This window comes from Acidithrix ferrooxidans (genome assembly GCF_000949295.1).
In the GTDB taxonomy this organism is placed as follows: domain Bacteria; phylum Actinomycetota; class Acidimicrobiia; order Acidimicrobiales; family Acidimicrobiaceae; genus Acidithrix; species Acidithrix ferrooxidans.
In genome coordinates this window covers 22,489-37,795 of the sequence record NZ_JXYS01000067.1, presented here as the reverse complement: position 1 = coordinate 37,795, position 15,307 = coordinate 22,489, and the positions used below count along the sequence as shown (strand labels likewise).

Annotated in this window: 13 protein-coding genes and 1 pseudogene; 12 read left to right on the top strand and 2 right to left on the bottom strand. The window is 47.2% G+C overall.

Annotated elements, in window-relative coordinates:
• The 4 genes from AXFE_RS10185 to AXFE_RS10175 form a co-directional block, all read left to right on the top strand.
• Positions 1 to 522 (top strand): zinc ribbon domain-containing protein (locus AXFE_RS10185; RefSeq protein ID WP_152626021.1); only part of this gene is annotated, 522 nt, incomplete at its 5' end.
• Entirely contained in the window at positions 523 to 708 is a 186-nt protein-coding gene (locus tag AXFE_RS10180; RefSeq protein ID WP_052605095.1) for a hypothetical protein, read from the top strand.
• The gene (locus tag AXFE_RS18495; protein ID WP_082058655.1) at positions 705 to 851 is read left to right on the top strand and encodes a winged helix-turn-helix domain-containing protein; all 147 of its coding nucleotides are present in this window, start codon (positions 705 to 707) and stop codon (positions 849 to 851) included. Before AXFE_RS10180 ends, AXFE_RS18495 begins: the two co-directional genes overlap by 4 nt.
• 49 nt (positions 852 to 900) lie before the next feature.
• Positions 901 to 2,250, top strand: a complete 1,350-nt coding sequence (locus AXFE_RS10175) for a sensor histidine kinase (RefSeq protein WP_052605752.1) — start codon at positions 901 to 903, stop codon at positions 2,248 to 2,250.
• A gap of 205 nt (positions 2,251 to 2,455) precedes the next feature.
• Here the strand turns inward: AXFE_RS10175 and AXFE_RS10170 are convergent.
• A pseudogene (locus AXFE_RS10170) lies at positions 2,456 to 2,920 on the bottom strand (SDR family oxidoreductase); the annotation flags it as partial.
• A gap of 234 nt (positions 2,921 to 3,154) precedes the next feature.
• On the opposite strand from AXFE_RS10170, the gene AXFE_RS10165 reads away from it, so the two are divergent.
• Positions 3,155 to 3,811 (top strand): class I SAM-dependent methyltransferase, encoded by a 657-nt coding sequence (locus tag AXFE_RS10165; protein ID WP_052605750.1) that lies wholly within the window; start codon positions 3,155 to 3,157, stop codon positions 3,809 to 3,811.
• On the opposite strand, the gene AXFE_RS10160 is transcribed toward AXFE_RS10165, so the two are convergent.
• Positions 3,792 to 4,811, bottom strand: a complete 1,020-nt coding sequence (locus AXFE_RS10160) for a prenyltransferase/squalene oxidase repeat-containing protein (RefSeq protein WP_052605749.1) — start codon at positions 4,809 to 4,811, stop codon at positions 3,792 to 3,794. The two genes, AXFE_RS10165 and AXFE_RS10160, sit on opposite strands and share 20 nt — an antisense overlap.
• Positions 4,812 to 5,394: 583 nt before the next feature.
• Between AXFE_RS10160 and AXFE_RS10155 the strand changes: the two genes are divergently transcribed.
• From AXFE_RS10155 to AXFE_RS10125, 7 genes are all read left to right on the top strand, one after another.
• The gene (locus AXFE_RS10155) at positions 5,395 to 6,999 is read left to right on the top strand and encodes an MDR family MFS transporter (RefSeq protein ID WP_052605748.1); all 1,605 of its coding nucleotides are present in this window, start codon (positions 5,395 to 5,397) and stop codon (positions 6,997 to 6,999) included.
• Positions 7,000 to 7,166: 167 nt separating this feature from the next.
• Positions 7,167 to 8,483, top strand: coding sequence for an MFS transporter (locus AXFE_RS10150; RefSeq protein ID WP_082058654.1), 1,317 nt, complete (start codon positions 7,167 to 7,169; stop codon positions 8,481 to 8,483).
• Positions 8,484 to 9,327: 844 nt separating this feature from the next.
• Entirely contained in the window at positions 9,328 to 10,035 is a 708-nt protein-coding gene (locus tag AXFE_RS10145) for a class I SAM-dependent methyltransferase (protein ID WP_052605747.1), read from the top strand.
• 398 nt (positions 10,036 to 10,433) lie between these two features.
• Positions 10,434 to 11,780 carry a magnesium transporter MgtE N-terminal domain-containing protein gene (locus tag AXFE_RS10140; protein ID WP_052605746.1) on the top strand — a complete coding sequence of 449 codons (1,347 nt, stop codon included), beginning with the start codon at positions 10,434 to 10,436 and terminating at the stop codon, positions 11,778 to 11,780.
• Positions 11,781 to 11,936: 156 nt separating this feature from the next.
• Entirely contained in the window at positions 11,937 to 13,223 is a 1,287-nt protein-coding gene (locus AXFE_RS10135; protein WP_082058653.1) for an NRAMP family divalent metal transporter, read from the top strand.
• Positions 13,213 to 14,556 carry a glycosyltransferase family 4 protein gene (locus AXFE_RS10130; protein ID WP_052605745.1) on the top strand — a complete coding sequence of 448 codons (1,344 nt, stop codon included), beginning with the start codon at positions 13,213 to 13,215 and terminating at the stop codon, positions 14,554 to 14,556. The genes AXFE_RS10135 and AXFE_RS10130 overlap by 11 nt, the downstream gene beginning before the upstream one ends.
• Complete coding sequence (locus tag AXFE_RS10125) at positions 14,553 to 15,275, top strand: class I SAM-dependent methyltransferase (RefSeq protein ID WP_052605744.1); 723 nt, start codon at positions 14,553 to 14,555, stop codon at positions 15,273 to 15,275. The genes AXFE_RS10130 and AXFE_RS10125 overlap by 4 nt, the downstream gene beginning before the upstream one ends.
• Positions 15,276 to 15,307: the final 32 nt, after the last annotated feature.

The window sequence follows — 15,307 nt, the reverse complement described above, 5'->3', positions numbered from 1 at the left end:
CAAAAAGCTCGACTCAGGCGTGCAAAGGCACAACTACAGACAATTTCGGGCGCTGCAATCAAAGAAGTGGTCTACGGAGAGGGCAATCGCACCAGAGCTAATGGACGAGCTCCCCAACATCCATCACAACGGCCAAAAGAAATCATCACCGAAGATCTGTCTCACCTAGGGGGTAAGGCTAAGTCTAAGAAGATATCTCGACTCTGCTCATCGTGGGCAAGGGACGAGAACCAAGAACGCATTATGGTACATGCGCATGTCGGAACCTCCGGCATTAAAACGGTCAACGCGGCCTACACCAGCCAAACATCTCCTAATCCAACGTGTGGGTATGTCTCTTTCGACAACCGAAGCGGGGATGTGTTTCACTGTCGTAACCCTTATTGGGATTGCAATTGGCAGGGCGATGCAGATCACGTAGCCTCCATGAACATCAAATCAAGGATCCAAGATCACCAGATCGACCGGTTCACTCCCTACACGGAAGTGAGAAAGATTCTTGACGCGAGGTTCCTACGCTAAATGGAAAGCCGGAACATCCTCGAAGATGCCAAGGATAGCGCTCACGGCAGGACTCCAAGGATACCACGACAACGCGAGTTGGACGTGGGAGGTGTGCAACCACCGACTCGCCCTAGTTCTGCCCCCGTGGATGGGGCAGAACACGCAAAGGCGTCTGGAGAGCGAAAACAAAAGAGGTGCATATGAATGTATATGTATTTCGGAGCGGAACTACCTTCATCACGGAAAAAACCATCGATGTGTATGTCGCCTCTCTCAGGAAGAAACTAAATGGAGCCGCGAACATCACATCACTGCGAGGCGTTGGTTACCGACTTGATGAGAGATGAACCCAAGATACTGAGATTCGATTCGATAAAGTAATCCATAGGAGCAGCTTTGCCCAAATATAAAGTAAAGTCAATTAGGTCCAGAGTGTTGGCAGTACTCTTTTTAACTGGCGCAATTGGCATCATTGGAAGCTTCATCTTGGCAATGCAACTCGAACGAAGCGACCAACGCCTCTACCTAAAGAACGCGGCTCGCTCAATCTCACGATCGGTATATGAACTTGCCACTAACGGCTTGAACTCTCACGCATTCAATGAAATTTATCGGGCCTCACCCGGATTTGATTTCTCAATCTACCGAGATGGAGTTCGATTATTTGCAACCCCTGGATCAATGAATTATGGTTCAAGGGTCTCTTTCGCCAGAATAGGACCCTCTTTAGACGTCACAGTCATCGCGCCAAAGTCAAACCCTACACCCCTGTCGGTTGAATTAACCACAGTGTCAGCGATAGTAATCGTTGGAGTACTCATTGGCGCATTCTGGGTCACCTCTATTATCGAAAGAGCGATAGGTGGATCAGTCAAAGAGACATCAAGAGTTGCCCAAAGAATTGAATCTGGGGACCTGTCCGCGCGCCTTCAAAACACCCTGCCGTCTGAGTTCGACGCCTTAGTAAGCGCCTTCGATCAAATGGCAAAATCACTAGAGCGCTCCGACCAAGAACAGCGTCGATTTCTTTCGGACCTAGCCCACGAAATTGCGACTCCTATCAATGCTGTTACAGGTTTGGCCATAGCAATTGCCGATAAAACCATATCAGAACCAAAAGAACAGACTGAAGCCATCGAGGTAATTACCGACGAGGTAAAGAGGATACATTTTTTACTAGAAGACCTACGCTCCTTAGATCATTTGGAGGTGACGAAAGCGGCAACCCAGACGCACTTCAATTCGATTGAACTCTCGCATAATCTAAAACGGCGGTTCCAAAATCGCGCTAAAGAAAAAGAAATTTCGCTTGAGATATCCTATCATCCGTGTGAGATTGCCCAGGACAAACGATTAATCGAGATGATAATCGACAACTTCACCAGCAATGCAATCAGATATTCAACCACTAAAAAAGCTGTAGTAATCGAGGGGAAGCGCGCCTCGCAAAACGAATACTCGATCTCGGTAACAGATAATGGAATCGGAATCAAGAAAGAGAATATCCATAAAATATTTGATCGTCTCTACCGAATAGACAACGCAAGAGATCGCGCCAGTGGTGGTTCCGGACTTGGCCTCTCTATAGCCAGGCAAGCCGCCCTCAACATAGGTGGGCGTATCGATGTTGAATCAAGATATCAAGTTGGCTCCAAGTTCACCTTGACTTTTCCAATCACAATCAACGAGCCAGAGCTAGATCACCAGAGTAAACCAGAAAAACTCTCCGCCAATCAAAAGAGATAGTCGTTCGACCAGTTGCGAACCCATATTGAGTCACCTCAAAGGTGACCCTAAACTTGACATACAAAAGCGAAAAACAGATTCCTAAAAGGGATGTACCGGAGAGACCCTTTTAGGAATCTATTTAGGAATCTGCCGTTCAAATAGCCCATAAAACCAAAATCGCGCGCACGACTTGACGCTAAAAAAGATCGGAAGGAGGTGGTCTTTAAAGGCTTGGCCATCCCCCATCTGAGGGTACAATTGCACCATTTACATTCGTAGCATCATCGCTCAGCAAAAAGGTAATCAAGGCAGCAAACTGCGTCGCTTGCGCAATCGGAGGCATCGCAGCCATTGCATTAGCGATGCGGGATTGACCAAGCTCAGATGCGAACGAAGCCTCTATGTTCGTCGCAACCGGCCCAGGTGCGACCGCGTTGAAACGAAGACCCGATGGCCAATACATAAAAGCGCAACTACGGGTCAGGCCAACTACAGCGTGTTTTGAGGCGGTATAGGCAAGGCCAGCGGCAAACCCTCGCAGACCAGCCTCTGATGGGATATTAACTATCGATCCGGCGCCGGCGCCGAGCATGAGCGCAATCACGGCGCGGGTCAGGCGGAACATGCCATCAACATTGACAGCAAACACCCGCTCCCACACTTCATCAGTGACCTCATGCAAAGGGTTGCAACCCTAGCAGGTTGTCTAATTTGAACCATCAGATAGTCAGTGATGACTCCAATTTGATGGACATGGATCCCTAGAGTCGCACTGGCGGCCAAAGACGCCAAGAAGGTCAAACCAATTTCGATTCCAAGAATAAGGAACAAGGCAATTATTCATTCTCAAAACACCGAAGCACAGCGGTCCTTATATATTTACATACAGCATAAAAACTTACTCCGCACTAAAAGGAGCCAAATGAAGTATCGATTGAGCCTTCCCGCCGAACTTTTAGATCTTGCTCTATGGGTAAAAGGCTTTATGCCAACTTCAGAGGGTGAGGCACTGTGCTACTGGGCTAGCAAGGCGTTAGCATCGCCAAACAGCCTAGGAATCGAGATTGGGACCTATTGTGGCCTATCGACCATCTATCTTGGGTACGCGGCTTCACTATCTAAGTCCTTAGTGGTTACAATCGATCACCATAAAGGGTCCATTGAAAATGGCCCGGATTGGGAGAGCCACGACTGGACTTTAGTGGATCCAGTCTCGAACGATCTAGACACCCTTGGAAGATTTCGGGCCGCGATGCGAGTAACTAACCTAAATAAATATGTAATGGCAGTTTTGGGGGATTCGCGCAACGCCGCCAAATTTATAAAGCACCCTGTGGACTTTATCTTTCTAGACGGAGGGCACGACGAAAAAACCCAATGGAGTGACTTTCAAAGTTATTCACCTCTGTTGGGACTAGGTGGCACGTTGGCAATCCATGATGTATTCCCTGACCCAAAGGATGGGGGAAGACCACCATTTGAGATCTTTCAACATGCCTTAGAGAGCGCTACCTACCAAGAGATCTCGTCCGAGGGATCGCTTAGAATCCTGAAAAAGATCATCGATGATGGCGCTTGAGCCAACGCTCTATAAAGAATTCTCCTAGGCTTCCAAAGATACCGCTAGATATGACATCGTTTGCGATTATCACCGCTGCCGCGGTATATGTGGACCTCTCTTCATGAGGATAACTAGCTTGACTAGGATACACCAGTCCGGTTAAGTAGGAGCCATCCTCGCCTCTGAAACGATTTGTTGTCCAGAAAATCTCCGTTGCCGCCTCATTCATTCCGCTGAGTGAAAATGCGATCGAGGCCTCGGCGGTCTCGGCAGCCGTAAACCAATCTCGCCCAGAGATGCATCTAACTCCTGAGCCAGACACGAAAAATCGACCGATTTCACGATGAGGGCCGAGCCCTAAGCCTTGGCCTCCAAATCGCGGAATATTTGCCAAGTAGGGATAGTACCAATCCATCGCCCAGGATGATTTGTCTGCCACGACACGTGAGTCGCTCGAATATATAAAATCACCAAGACTCTCGTGAGCACGTTTCCACTCAGGCTTTTCGATATCGACTATTCCTGCCAAAAAACTTCCTGCCTCGAGAGAGTTGAGAATCGAACAACTGCCAGCCAAAAGCGACTTGGGATGACATAGCCCCTCAGGAGTAATCATCATCGGGAAACTTCCATCATCACGTTGGTACATGACGACATAGTCAAGTGCACGCTCAACGAATGGAAAGTACCGCTCTACATCGAGGTTTTCAATGCACGAATGTAGCGCAAGTAACCCCAGGGCACAGTAGCTGATCACATTTGGATCGCGATTTGGCTCCTTTACGCCATTGGTTAGGTAATAGTGACAAAAGGAGCCATCACGATTTTGGAGTGAAAAAAGTGAGTCAACACCCTTTATTGCACTTTCATCAAAACCCGCCATGCCTAGGGCGATCACAGCTTCAATATGATTCCACGGATCGATATGACCCCCGGAATACCAAGGGATTAAACCGTTACGAAGTTGAACTTCACTTATCCATTTCGCAGTAGTTTTGATTTCTAGATCTGTAAGCATTATTAAATAAAATAGTCTAGTAGAAATACGAAAAACCTACCAGATGCCTTCGGAACGACTCTATACACCAGTCAATAGATACAAGGTTTTAGAGACGATTTCTAAACAAAGAGCGAAAGACACCAAAGGTGGAAGGGGAAGGGAGCGACCTAAAAGCCCTAGATTGGGAGAGATTTGCTACCAAACCCTGAGAATACAGCCATGAATCGCTGAACATAAAGCAGCAACTTCTTTGAACTTTCGGCACCTGCCCGCTCTAGAGGTTCTCGCATCTATATTCACCTAAATCTTTGCCTGGCATCTTTGAAAATTTATTGCACAGCTCCAGCGAACCTCAACCCAAATAGAGTTGACGCAAAACCAGACGCTGCTAATAGTAAAGCGTCGACGTCCATGCAATCTTATGGACAAAGAATCCTAGCAAAGCTATGGGCATTCATCGAAATCGAAGTTTTTGATGAGGCGATACTAAACCCGGAATAGCTAATGCCCGAAGTAGAGTTGATAGTTGTGTGTTGCATGCAACTATCAAGTTCTGCAGAGAAGTTGACCGCTGAATTTCCCGAAGGAGACAAAAAAAGCGATGGACAAAGAGTCGAAAGCCGAGCCTTTAGATCAAACCTATGGCTCGACCCCTCTGACTCATCGCCAAATACTTTTGGCACTGAGCGGTCTTTTGTTAGGAATGCTTCTTGCGGCACTAGATCAGACAATAGTATCAACGGCATTACCCACAATCGTAGGAGATCTAGGTGGACTTCAACACCTATCCTGGGTAGTCACCGCCTATCTGCTCTCTTCGACTGCGGTCACTCCGCTTTATGGCAAGATCTCTGACTTATATGGGAGAAAAGCACTCTTTCAATTTGCAATCGTCATCTTTCTAGTGGGCTCAGTCTTGTCTGGACTTAGTCAAAATATGGGAGAGCTAATAGCTTTTCGGGCAATTCAAGGAGTCGGTGGTGGTGGGCTATTCGCCATGGTTCTATCCATCATTGGCGATATCGTGCCTCCTCGCGAGAGGGGAAAATACCAAGGCTACACCGGAGCAGTATTTGCAAGCGCGAGCGTCTTTGGACCCTTGGTCGGAGGATTTTTGACCGACCAGATCTCATGGCGATGGATATTTTACGTAAATGTCCCCATCGGGATCTTCGCCCTTGTGGTTACTTCATATGTCCTGAAATTGCCAGTTCGCAGAATGTCTCACAAAATCGATTTCTTAGGATCTGGCCTCATCACCGCCGCGGTAACTACCGCATTACTTTTGACCGTTTGGGGCGGAGTCACCTACTCTTGGACCTCGCCCATGATTATTTCATTAGCCGCAGCTACCATAGCTCTGACTTTGGCCTTTATCTTCCAAGAAAATAGAGCCCCGGAGCCGATTCTTCCACTTCGACTATTCAAAGACAAAGTCTTTTCAGTCTCGTCATCCATAGGATTCCTATCCGGTTTTGCGCTGTTTGGCGCTGTGATATTTCTTCCTGAATATATGCAGATCGTCAGAGGGGTATCAGCGACGCGATCTGGCCTAATGCTTATTCCGTTAACTCTTGGAATAGTACTTGGTTCAGTCGGATCTGGCCAAATAATCACACGAGTTGGAAAATACAAGATCTTCCCCATCATTGGCTCGATCCTACTTGCTAGCGGATTCTATCTTCTTTCACTCTTTGAGGCCAATACTCAGTATTGGATTGAGAGTATTTACATGACCATAACGGGATTAGGACTTGGCCTTTCGGTTCAAGTCATCATCCTTGCAACTCAAAATTCGGTCGACTTCAAAGATCTAGGAACAGCCACTTCCGCCGTCACCTTCTTTAGAACGATGGGCGGTGCAATTGGGACCTCATTCTTTGGGAATATCCTCATCAATCGGCTCTCGTTCAATCTCGCTCGTACCATGGGTTCTGCTGCGGGTACATCTAGCGCAACTGCAGCAGTGATGGGAGGCTCACCAGCACAACTCGCAAAACTTCCGACTCGGATACATATCGGGGTAATTGACGCATTTGTCAAAAGCCTTCACGTGGTCTTTCTGTGGGCTATTCCATTTAGCGCTATAGCAATCGCCTTAGCTCTAATGCTTCCGGAAAAGCCACTGAGGTCGATAGCTGGCATAGCCGGAGCAAAATCCAACGAAAATTCCAAAGAACATATACCCTTCCTAATTAGCGAATAGTGATATCAAACAAAAGTTCAAATCGACTAGTCACCAACAAGATATCGTGGTCGGAACTCACGTAGGAGAAAGAGACACTAGGGACTCTCAATCTTGGAATGAGTTTCACCAAAGAATCATCCACCCCGCCCCTAAGAGATAAATTAATATTACGAAAAGATTTTATAATGAGCCAGATATCTAAAAAATATTCCAAGGCGTCAGATAACTCTGACCCAGAAGACCATAAAACCCATACAGAAGACGATGCTATAAAACAAAAACCTCCTCGAGCCAAACTCGCTACTTTCTCTGCACTCTCAAACCGCAACTATCGCCTCTATTTCATAGGTCAAGTAGTCTCAAACTCCGGCACGTGGATGCAGATGATCGCGCAATCGTGGTTGGTTCTTCAACTGTCAAAGTCAGGGGTGGTTCTTGGCCTAGTTTCAGCGGCCAACTTCCTTCCAACGCTACTGCTAGGTCCCCTTGCTGGAGTATACGTTGACCGTGCCAACAAGCGCAAACTCCTAATTGGAACCCAGAGCGCTTTTGCGCTCCTCGCGCTTGCTCTTGGCCTATTGGTAGAGTTTCGCCTGGTGCAACTCTGGATGATCTTTGTAGCAGCAGCCCTTGTTGGACTGGTAAATACACTCGATATGCCCGCTCGACAGACTTTCGTCATCGAAATGGTAGGACCCAAAGATCTTCCAAATGCGGTAAGCCTCAACTCAGTGGTCATGAACTCCGCCCGCGTAATCGGACCATCGATTGCTGGGGCTGTCATCTACAGCTTAGGAGTCGGACCAAACTTCATCCTAAACGCCATTAGCTTTCTCGCGGTAATTGCAATGTTGATCATGTTGCGCACATCAGAACTTATGCCAGCCACACGAGCCACCTCAAAATCCGGCCAGCTGCGAGAAGGATTTTCCTACGTCGCCAAAACACCCTCACTTGCGATCCCCCTTTTGATGATGGTGATCGTCGGAACTCTCGCGTATGAATTTCAAGTGTCCCTGCCGCTTTTCACCACGGATACCTTTCACCTCGGAGCAGGCTCATATGCACTTATAACGGCGAGTCTTGGTCTAGGCGCAGTGGTAGGAGGATTAGGAGCGGCAACTTATGCCAAGGTCTCACAAAAGCTCCTAGTGGCTGCAACGTTGGCTTTCGGGTTGCTAATGATATTGATGTCCGAAATGCCATCATTCCCATTGGCACTGATTGCAACAGCTCTTACTGGTGCCGCGTCGATCGTCTTTCTCTCAACCGCAAATTCGCTCTTGCAGATGACATCACTTCCTGAGATGAGAGGTAGGGTCATGTCACTTTATGGCGTCGCATTCCTTGGATCAACACCAATCGGAGCTCCATTGATCGGCTATATCTCTGGTCATTTTGGAGGGCGCTCGGGGATCTTAGTTGGAGGGGTAGCAACCCTAACGGCGGGACTCTTGGCTGTTATATATCATCGCCACAAAGCAAACGCCACCCGCATCTAAAAGCGAGTTCACTAATAAATGGCGGGTATTACATTTTTAAAAATTTATATGAGCAAGCTAATTTTTATTTAGCAAAATATTATAGCCCATCCGCAGATAATTAGATAATAAAGCCCAACTATAAAATCATCCTTCGACAAGTAGCCACGAGCAAAATTATAAGGTACATGCCCCGCTCTTTAGCGCTCTAAACTACTCGCTACACCAGGTTATTTGTGGCCAAAATACCATCTATATTCGTAACCAGCACCGCCAAGGCGAGTTGCTTACCTAGATCAGAAGGTGAAAGCAAAAAGTAACCATAAAAATTCGTCAGGAACAATCAGCGGTCCAAATAAAAAATTAAGGCAATATATCGAATATTATTCTCATCAATTACCGGATCAAATATATGAATATAGCACTAAATAATATCTATATAAAAACTTTCTACGTGCTACGCCAACCATAAATTGGCGTAAATAGGTCATGAATTATCGTTCAAAAGTCGCCACTACCGTAAAACTATAACCAAATTCATCCTTTCTGAAATTTTATTTCCGAAATTTTCATACAATATCTCATTGTCGCTACCGATAATCGATATTCGACTTCAAACTGTCCCACCTACTTCGTAATCAAAATAAGCCAGGACGATAAACCTCCACCTCGATGGGGCAAAACTGTAATAATTTGACCTTAGGGTTTGACTAGAATCTATTTCTCACTTCGTTTTCACTCCCTCCAACTAATATGTCATAAGCCGTTAATGCTGTTGGCGCTAAAGAGACTTCCACTTGAGCCCAACAAAGATACGTTTTACGGCGATTGTCTTATGTTCGTGCCAAGTTTGAAAGAGTAAAAATTGTCTTCAATTATGCAAAAGGCAGGTCTTTATCTTCAGCGGGTCGTCTGGTCACGACGCGCCACCAGCTGGGACGAAATGCAAAATCCTGGACTACAACGGGTAGTTGACGAGATGATTGAACTCATTGGAGATCGACCTTTAGAGTTTGCGATCGATCTTGGATGCGGTTCGGGTCAGCTTTCCATACCCCTAGCAACAAAGACAAAATCAGTTCTTGCACTCGATATCGCACCGAAGATGATCGACCTCTTGAATGAAAAACTCGAAAGTCAAAAGATCAAAAACGTACAAGCAGTGGTTGGCTCTGTTCAGCAATATGGAGTTACTAACGGTACCGTTGGTCTAGTCTGTTCAAATTACGTGCTGCACCACTTAAGTGACAAAGAGAAACAGAGTTTTGTCCACGATGCATTCCGATGGCTCCACTCTGGCGGAGAGCTTATCTTCGGCGACATGATGTTCGGACGTGGTGCTACCGCAGAAGACCGCGCGGTAATAATGGACAAAGTCAAAACAATGATGTCCAAAGGCCCCGGCGGATACTGGAGAATTGCAAAGAACGGATTCAGGTACCTCTTTCGTTTTCAAGAAAAACCTATAAGCCAAGCTTCTTGGGTAACCCTCCTTTCAAACGCTGGATTCGTTGAGATCGAGGCGATCAGGATTGTTTCCGAAGCTGGAATAATTCGCGCTAAAAAACCATAGTGGTAAAGATAATATTGCGTAAATTAAGAGTAAATTGTTGAGACAATTCGCTTTTTCAACACCAAGAGCTGCGATTATACAGCTACGCTTTAAGGAGTAGTAATTTACGCCCTATCGTTTAGTTTGGCATAACGCCACAAGGTTTTCTTTGGCATAGAAGTTAACGGTGGGTAAGCACGGGCCTCCACCGAGGTCTGACTCTGCGTAGTTGATCTGTTTGAAATATGGAGGTGATGTCATGAATTCTAGTGAACCCCCGAGTACCGGAGAAAAATTCGTCTTTATGACGTCACTGTCGGTCTGGTAGCGCTAGTTACAACCCACTAAGGTTACGAGCCACATCGGAGCGGTGATGACGTCCCTATCTATTAGATATTTCTAGTATAAGGGGTTAAATCATGGCCTACAAGGTACAGATTCCTTCGCCGGTTCGGATTTCAAGAATCAGAGTTTCAAGAGCTCGAAGAATCCTTGCCATTTCGGAAATACGCGCAGCAATAATGCCGCTATCTGGGTTGCTTGGAATTACCGTTCGCAATCAAAGTGGTGGTGATATTGGCGTTTTGGTCGACATCGTCGCTCGATGGTCTCCAGAAATTGACTATCCACCAATTACGGGTCTAATCGTTAGGGTGGGACGTCAACGTACCTTCGTTGATATTGACAAAGTGGAGATCTTTGAAACCAAATCCATAGCGCTTCGAAGCTCTAAAGTAGATCTGCGGGATTTTTCAAAGCGCAACAACGAAGTACTTCTGATGGAGGAGATCCTAGACCACCAGCTGGTCGACGTAGAAGGAATCCAAGTTATTCGCGCAAGCGAACTCTATCTAGCAAACGCACTGGGGAAACTTAGGCTGGTTGGTGTCGAAGTTGGAGTGAATGCTCTCTTTCGACGTATGGCGCCTCAGAGAATTCGAGCAAGGGCCAACCCAATACGAGTAATCGATTGGTCCGATGTCGCAGCTTTCGATGAAACTAGTGGCGAGATGAAGTTACGTGCAGCCCGAGCCAACGGAGGAATAAAGCGGCTGCGCCCGGCCGAACTAGCAGACCTGCTAGAAGATTTAGGACGAAGAGAGCGCAGTGGGTTAATCGAGGCACTTGGTGTTGAAGCGATCGCAGATGCCCTTGAGGAGATGGATGCTGAACAGATCGAATCCTTCATTCGAAATACCGAACCAGATATAGCCGCCGACCTCGTGGCAAATATGGAGCCAGACGAAGCGGTTGATGTTCTTCGAGATCTTGACGAAGATGAACGAGATGAACTGCTCGACCTCCTCGAACCTGACGTAGCCGCGGATTTGAAAGAGCTTATTTCCTACGACGAAAAGACCGCTGGCGGAATCATGACCAGTCTGGTTCTTGAGGTCCACGAAGCGGCCACCATAAGCGAGGTAATCGACCAATTGCGCGACCTTTCAGACCACGGTGGCGACCTAGATGGCGTTGTAGTATTTGACGAAGATGGAAACTTCTGCGCCGACGTATCGATCTTCGAGCTGCTTATGGTCTCAAATAGAAACGACCAGATTGCTACGCTAGTTCGCGAATCAAAATGCGTGACTGTCGACCCTAACGACGACCTTGATGCGATTGCTGAAGCACTAATTGAGACTAGGCGCTCCTCTGTGGTCGTAGTCGAGGAGGGGAAAACTTTGGGTCGAATCCTAGCGGATGATCTGGTTGATGCGATTTTGCCAGATCGATCCAAAGGACGCTTCCCTCGGTTACTCTCTTAATTGCTTGCACCCATAAAACCATTCCAATGCTCTAAATTACCCCTTAAACACATGATTACTAGAAGATCGGCACTAACCGATATCACAAGGAGACATTCTGTGCATTTGTTATTTGATAGCCGTGAGTATTCACACAATTGAATATGAGTTAATTAAATGCAAGAGCCACGAAAGAATGATTCTGGTGAGGAGCCTCGGTTCAGCACCAAGAAAAAGTTTGGAATTATCGCCTACCTCGGAGCTGCTGGCCCCGGATTAATCGCTGCAAACGCTGGAAACGACGCCGGCGGAGTTATCACCTACGCATCGGCTGGCTCTCAATTTGCCTACAAGACCCTCTTCTTTATGTTATTGGTAACAGTCGGCCTTGTTGTGGTCCAAGAGATGTCGGCACGCCTTGGCACATTTTCGGGCAAGGGATTAGCAAGCCTCATTCGGGAACAGTTCTCAATCCGTCTCACCTTTCTGGCCATTGTCGCCTTAGTTGTAACCAATCTCGGCCTTGTAGTCTCAGAATTTGCTGGGATTGGCGCATCTCTGGAGCTATTTGGGGTCTCTCGATATATCTCAGTTCCAATCGCAGCAGTCGGTGTCTGGTCGCTGGTACTTCTAGGTTCATATCGATACGCTGAGAGAATCTTTCTGTTTATGTCGCTCGCATTTCTTGCATACCCAATTGCGGCCTTCCTTAGTCACCCTAAATTTGGCCAAATAGCCACCAATCTAGTAATTCCACATTTCGTCCTTTCCAAGAATTACATCTACCTAGCAGTAGCTCTCATTGGCACCACCATCTCGCCCTATATGCAGCTATATGCTGCATCGGGAGTGGTCGACCGAGGGGTAAGCCCGGACGACTATCCATTGGAGCGTTTTGATGCCGTCGGCGGGGCAATCTTCGCGAATATCATCTCCATGTTTATGATCATTGCTACAGCTGCTGCAATTGGGGGCAGTGGACCACTCACCTCTGCCTCTCAAGCGGCACGGGCCCTTCGTCCTGTAGCAGGGGCCGCAGATATTTACATCTTTGCAGCTGGCCTCTTTGGTGCTTCGGCCCTTGCTGCTGCTGTAGTTCCCCTATCCACCTCCTACGCCATCGCAGAGGCAGCTGGATTTGAACGTTCGGTCTCTCGATCGTTCAAGGACGCCCCCGTCTTTCTCGGTATCTTCACAGTTCAAATTGCAATTGGAGCAGCTGTAGCCCTAGTCCCGGGCAGTCTAATCAAACTTCTAGTCTTTTCCCAAGTGCTCCAAGGTTTAGTGACTCCAGTTATCTTGGTATTCATATTAAAGTTAGCAAACAAGCGGTCCATACTCGGAGACGCGGCTAATGGCCGTATATTCAGAGGTGTTGCGACTGCCACGGTTGTTGGCGTGTCTAGTCTGTCTTTAGTACTTATGGGGCAGACAGTTTTAGGTTGGTTTCACATTGGCGGATGATCTATCGCGATCTCTACGAATTGCATTCTGCGTATATCGAGGAAATCCTTTCTCAGGTGGTCAAGGTGTCTACACAAAATATATAACGGCGGCGCTCTGCGACTTGGGCCACAAAGTTACAGTATTTTCAGGACCTCCATATCCTCATCTAGACGAACGGGTTGAGCTCGTCAAGCTCCCCTCTCTCGACCTTTATCGTGAGCCAGATCCTTTTAGAGTTCCCAAACTCACGGAGTTCAAGTCCATGTTCGACTTAATAGAGTTTGCATTGATGTCAACTGGCTCATTTCCCGAACCAAGAGTCTTTGGCTACAGAGCAGCCCGTCAGATTCGTCGACGCATTGGGGAATTTGACGTCATCCACGATAACCAGTCCCTAAACTGGTCGTTACTGGGACTGTCCTTTGACAATGTTCCTAGCGTGACTTCTATCCACCATCCAATCACGGTGGACCGCACACTTGATATAAAAGGTGCCAAGGGAATGCTTGCCAAGTTAGGAGCGAGGCGCTGGTACGGTTTCGTTCGCTTTCAATGCGAAGTCGCAAGACGATATGAATCAATAATTACAGTTTCCACGGCATCAAAAAATGACATGGTGACAGGGATGAAACTAGATCCCGAAAAGATTACCGTTATTCCGATAGGCGTAGACACCACAGTCTTTAGACCTATTGATGGAATAACACCGATACCACACCAAATCGTAACCACAGCTAGTGCGGACGTCGTACTAAAAGGGCTCAAATACCTTGTGGAAGCTGTAAAAATCCTAAGTATTAACTATCCTGACGTGACTCTAAAGGTACTGGGAGCACGCAAATCCAATAGCGAAGTACATCAACTCGTAAAAGAGCTTGGCATTGGCGGTCATGTAGAATTTGTCGGCAAGGTGACTCACGAGGAGATGGTGCGGTGCTATTCCAGCTCCCAGGTGGCGTGTGTACCAAGCGTGTATGAAGGATTTTCTCTCCCGGCCGTTGAGGCCATGGCCTGTGGAACACCCCTTGTCACCACCGATGGCGGCGCCTTACCAGAAGTGGTAGGTGAAAATGGGGTAGCAGGCCTAATTGCCAAGGCCAGGAATCCAGAATCACTAGCAGACTCAATCTCGATGATCTTTGACTCAAGCGAACTTGGGGCATCACTTTCACACCATGGTCGTCTTCGGGTTCTAGCAAACTACTCCTGGAAGAGCGCAGCTATTGCCACCGTTGAACAATATAATCTCGCTATTGCAAGAAGCAAAGATCCCATACCATCGCCCAATGTTGTAAAGGTCAACTTCAATGAACCATTACATCTTGAGGATGCGACAGGCGAAATTTCATGAAGACATTCGACTTTGATCGTTTTGGCGATCTGCGTAAAAAATCGGTCCTCGACCTAGGTGCTGGAGCGGGTCGACACAGTATCGAAGCCATAATTCGCGGAGCCAGCGTAGTAAGTGTTGAAATCGACCCAACTCCACTTCAAACAATTCCAGCGACCCTGGACGAGACGTTGGCTTATCTAGACATCAAAGACGACACATCACCCAAGATGCTCTCACTGGCTGTGAGTGACGCCAGGGGTCTCCCCTTCCATGACAACTCATTTGATATAGTGATCGTCTCGGAGATCCTCGAGCACATTCAAGAAGACCATGTCGTCCTAAGAGAGATAAATCGGGTCACAAAGGCCGGCGGAATGATCGCGATCTCAGTACCTCGAGCGATGCCGGAATTATTAAACTGGATCTTCTCCAAGGAGTACCATAGCGTCAAGGGTGGACACATAAGGATCTACCGAAAACGCCAACTTCTCCAACGAATCGCACAAGCTAACTTGGATGTAGTTGTGGTCTCATATGCACATGGTCTTCACTCACCTTACTGGTGGCTAAAGACACTGCTGGGGTTAGAAAAAACCAATTTATCGCCGATTCGAAGATACCAAGATCTATTGATCAAGCAAATGTCTGGCCGACTCGAGCGCTTAGATACCTTCGAGAAAAGGGTTCTTGATCCATCAATTGGAAAGTCATTAGTTCTCTACGCCATCAAAACCTGAACATTCTCCGCATGGATAGCCTCAATCTCGAC

Excerpts from the sequence above, each read along its gene's own strand:
- AXFE_RS10180 (WP_052605095.1), top strand. The coding sequence starts at position 523 with ATGGAAAGCCGGAACATCCTCGAAGATGCCAAGGATAGCGCTCACGGC.
- AXFE_RS18495 (WP_082058655.1), top strand. The coding sequence starts at position 705 with ATGAATGTATATGTATTTCGGAGCGGAACTACCTTCATCACGGAAAAA.
- AXFE_RS10165 (WP_052605750.1), top strand. The coding sequence starts at position 3,155 with ATGAAGTATCGATTGAGCCTTCCCGCCGAACTTTTAGATCTTGCTCTA.
- AXFE_RS10160 (WP_052605749.1), bottom strand. The coding sequence starts at position 4,811 with ATGCTTACAGATCTAGAAATCAAAACTACTGCGAAATGGATAAGTGAA.
- AXFE_RS10155 (WP_052605748.1), top strand. The coding sequence starts at position 5,395 with ATGGACAAAGAGTCGAAAGCCGAGCCTTTAGATCAAACCTATGGCTCG.
- AXFE_RS10150 (WP_082058654.1), top strand. The coding sequence starts at position 7,167 with ATGAGCCAGATATCTAAAAAATATTCCAAGGCGTCAGATAACTCTGAC.
- AXFE_RS10140 (WP_052605746.1), top strand. The coding sequence starts at position 10,434 with ATGGCCTACAAGGTACAGATTCCTTCGCCGGTTCGGATTTCAAGAATC.
- AXFE_RS10135 (WP_082058653.1), top strand. The coding sequence starts at position 11,937 with ATGCAAGAGCCACGAAAGAATGATTCTGGTGAGGAGCCTCGGTTCAGC.
- AXFE_RS10125 (WP_052605744.1), top strand. The coding sequence starts at position 14,553 with ATGAAGACATTCGACTTTGATCGTTTTGGCGATCTGCGTAAAAAATCG.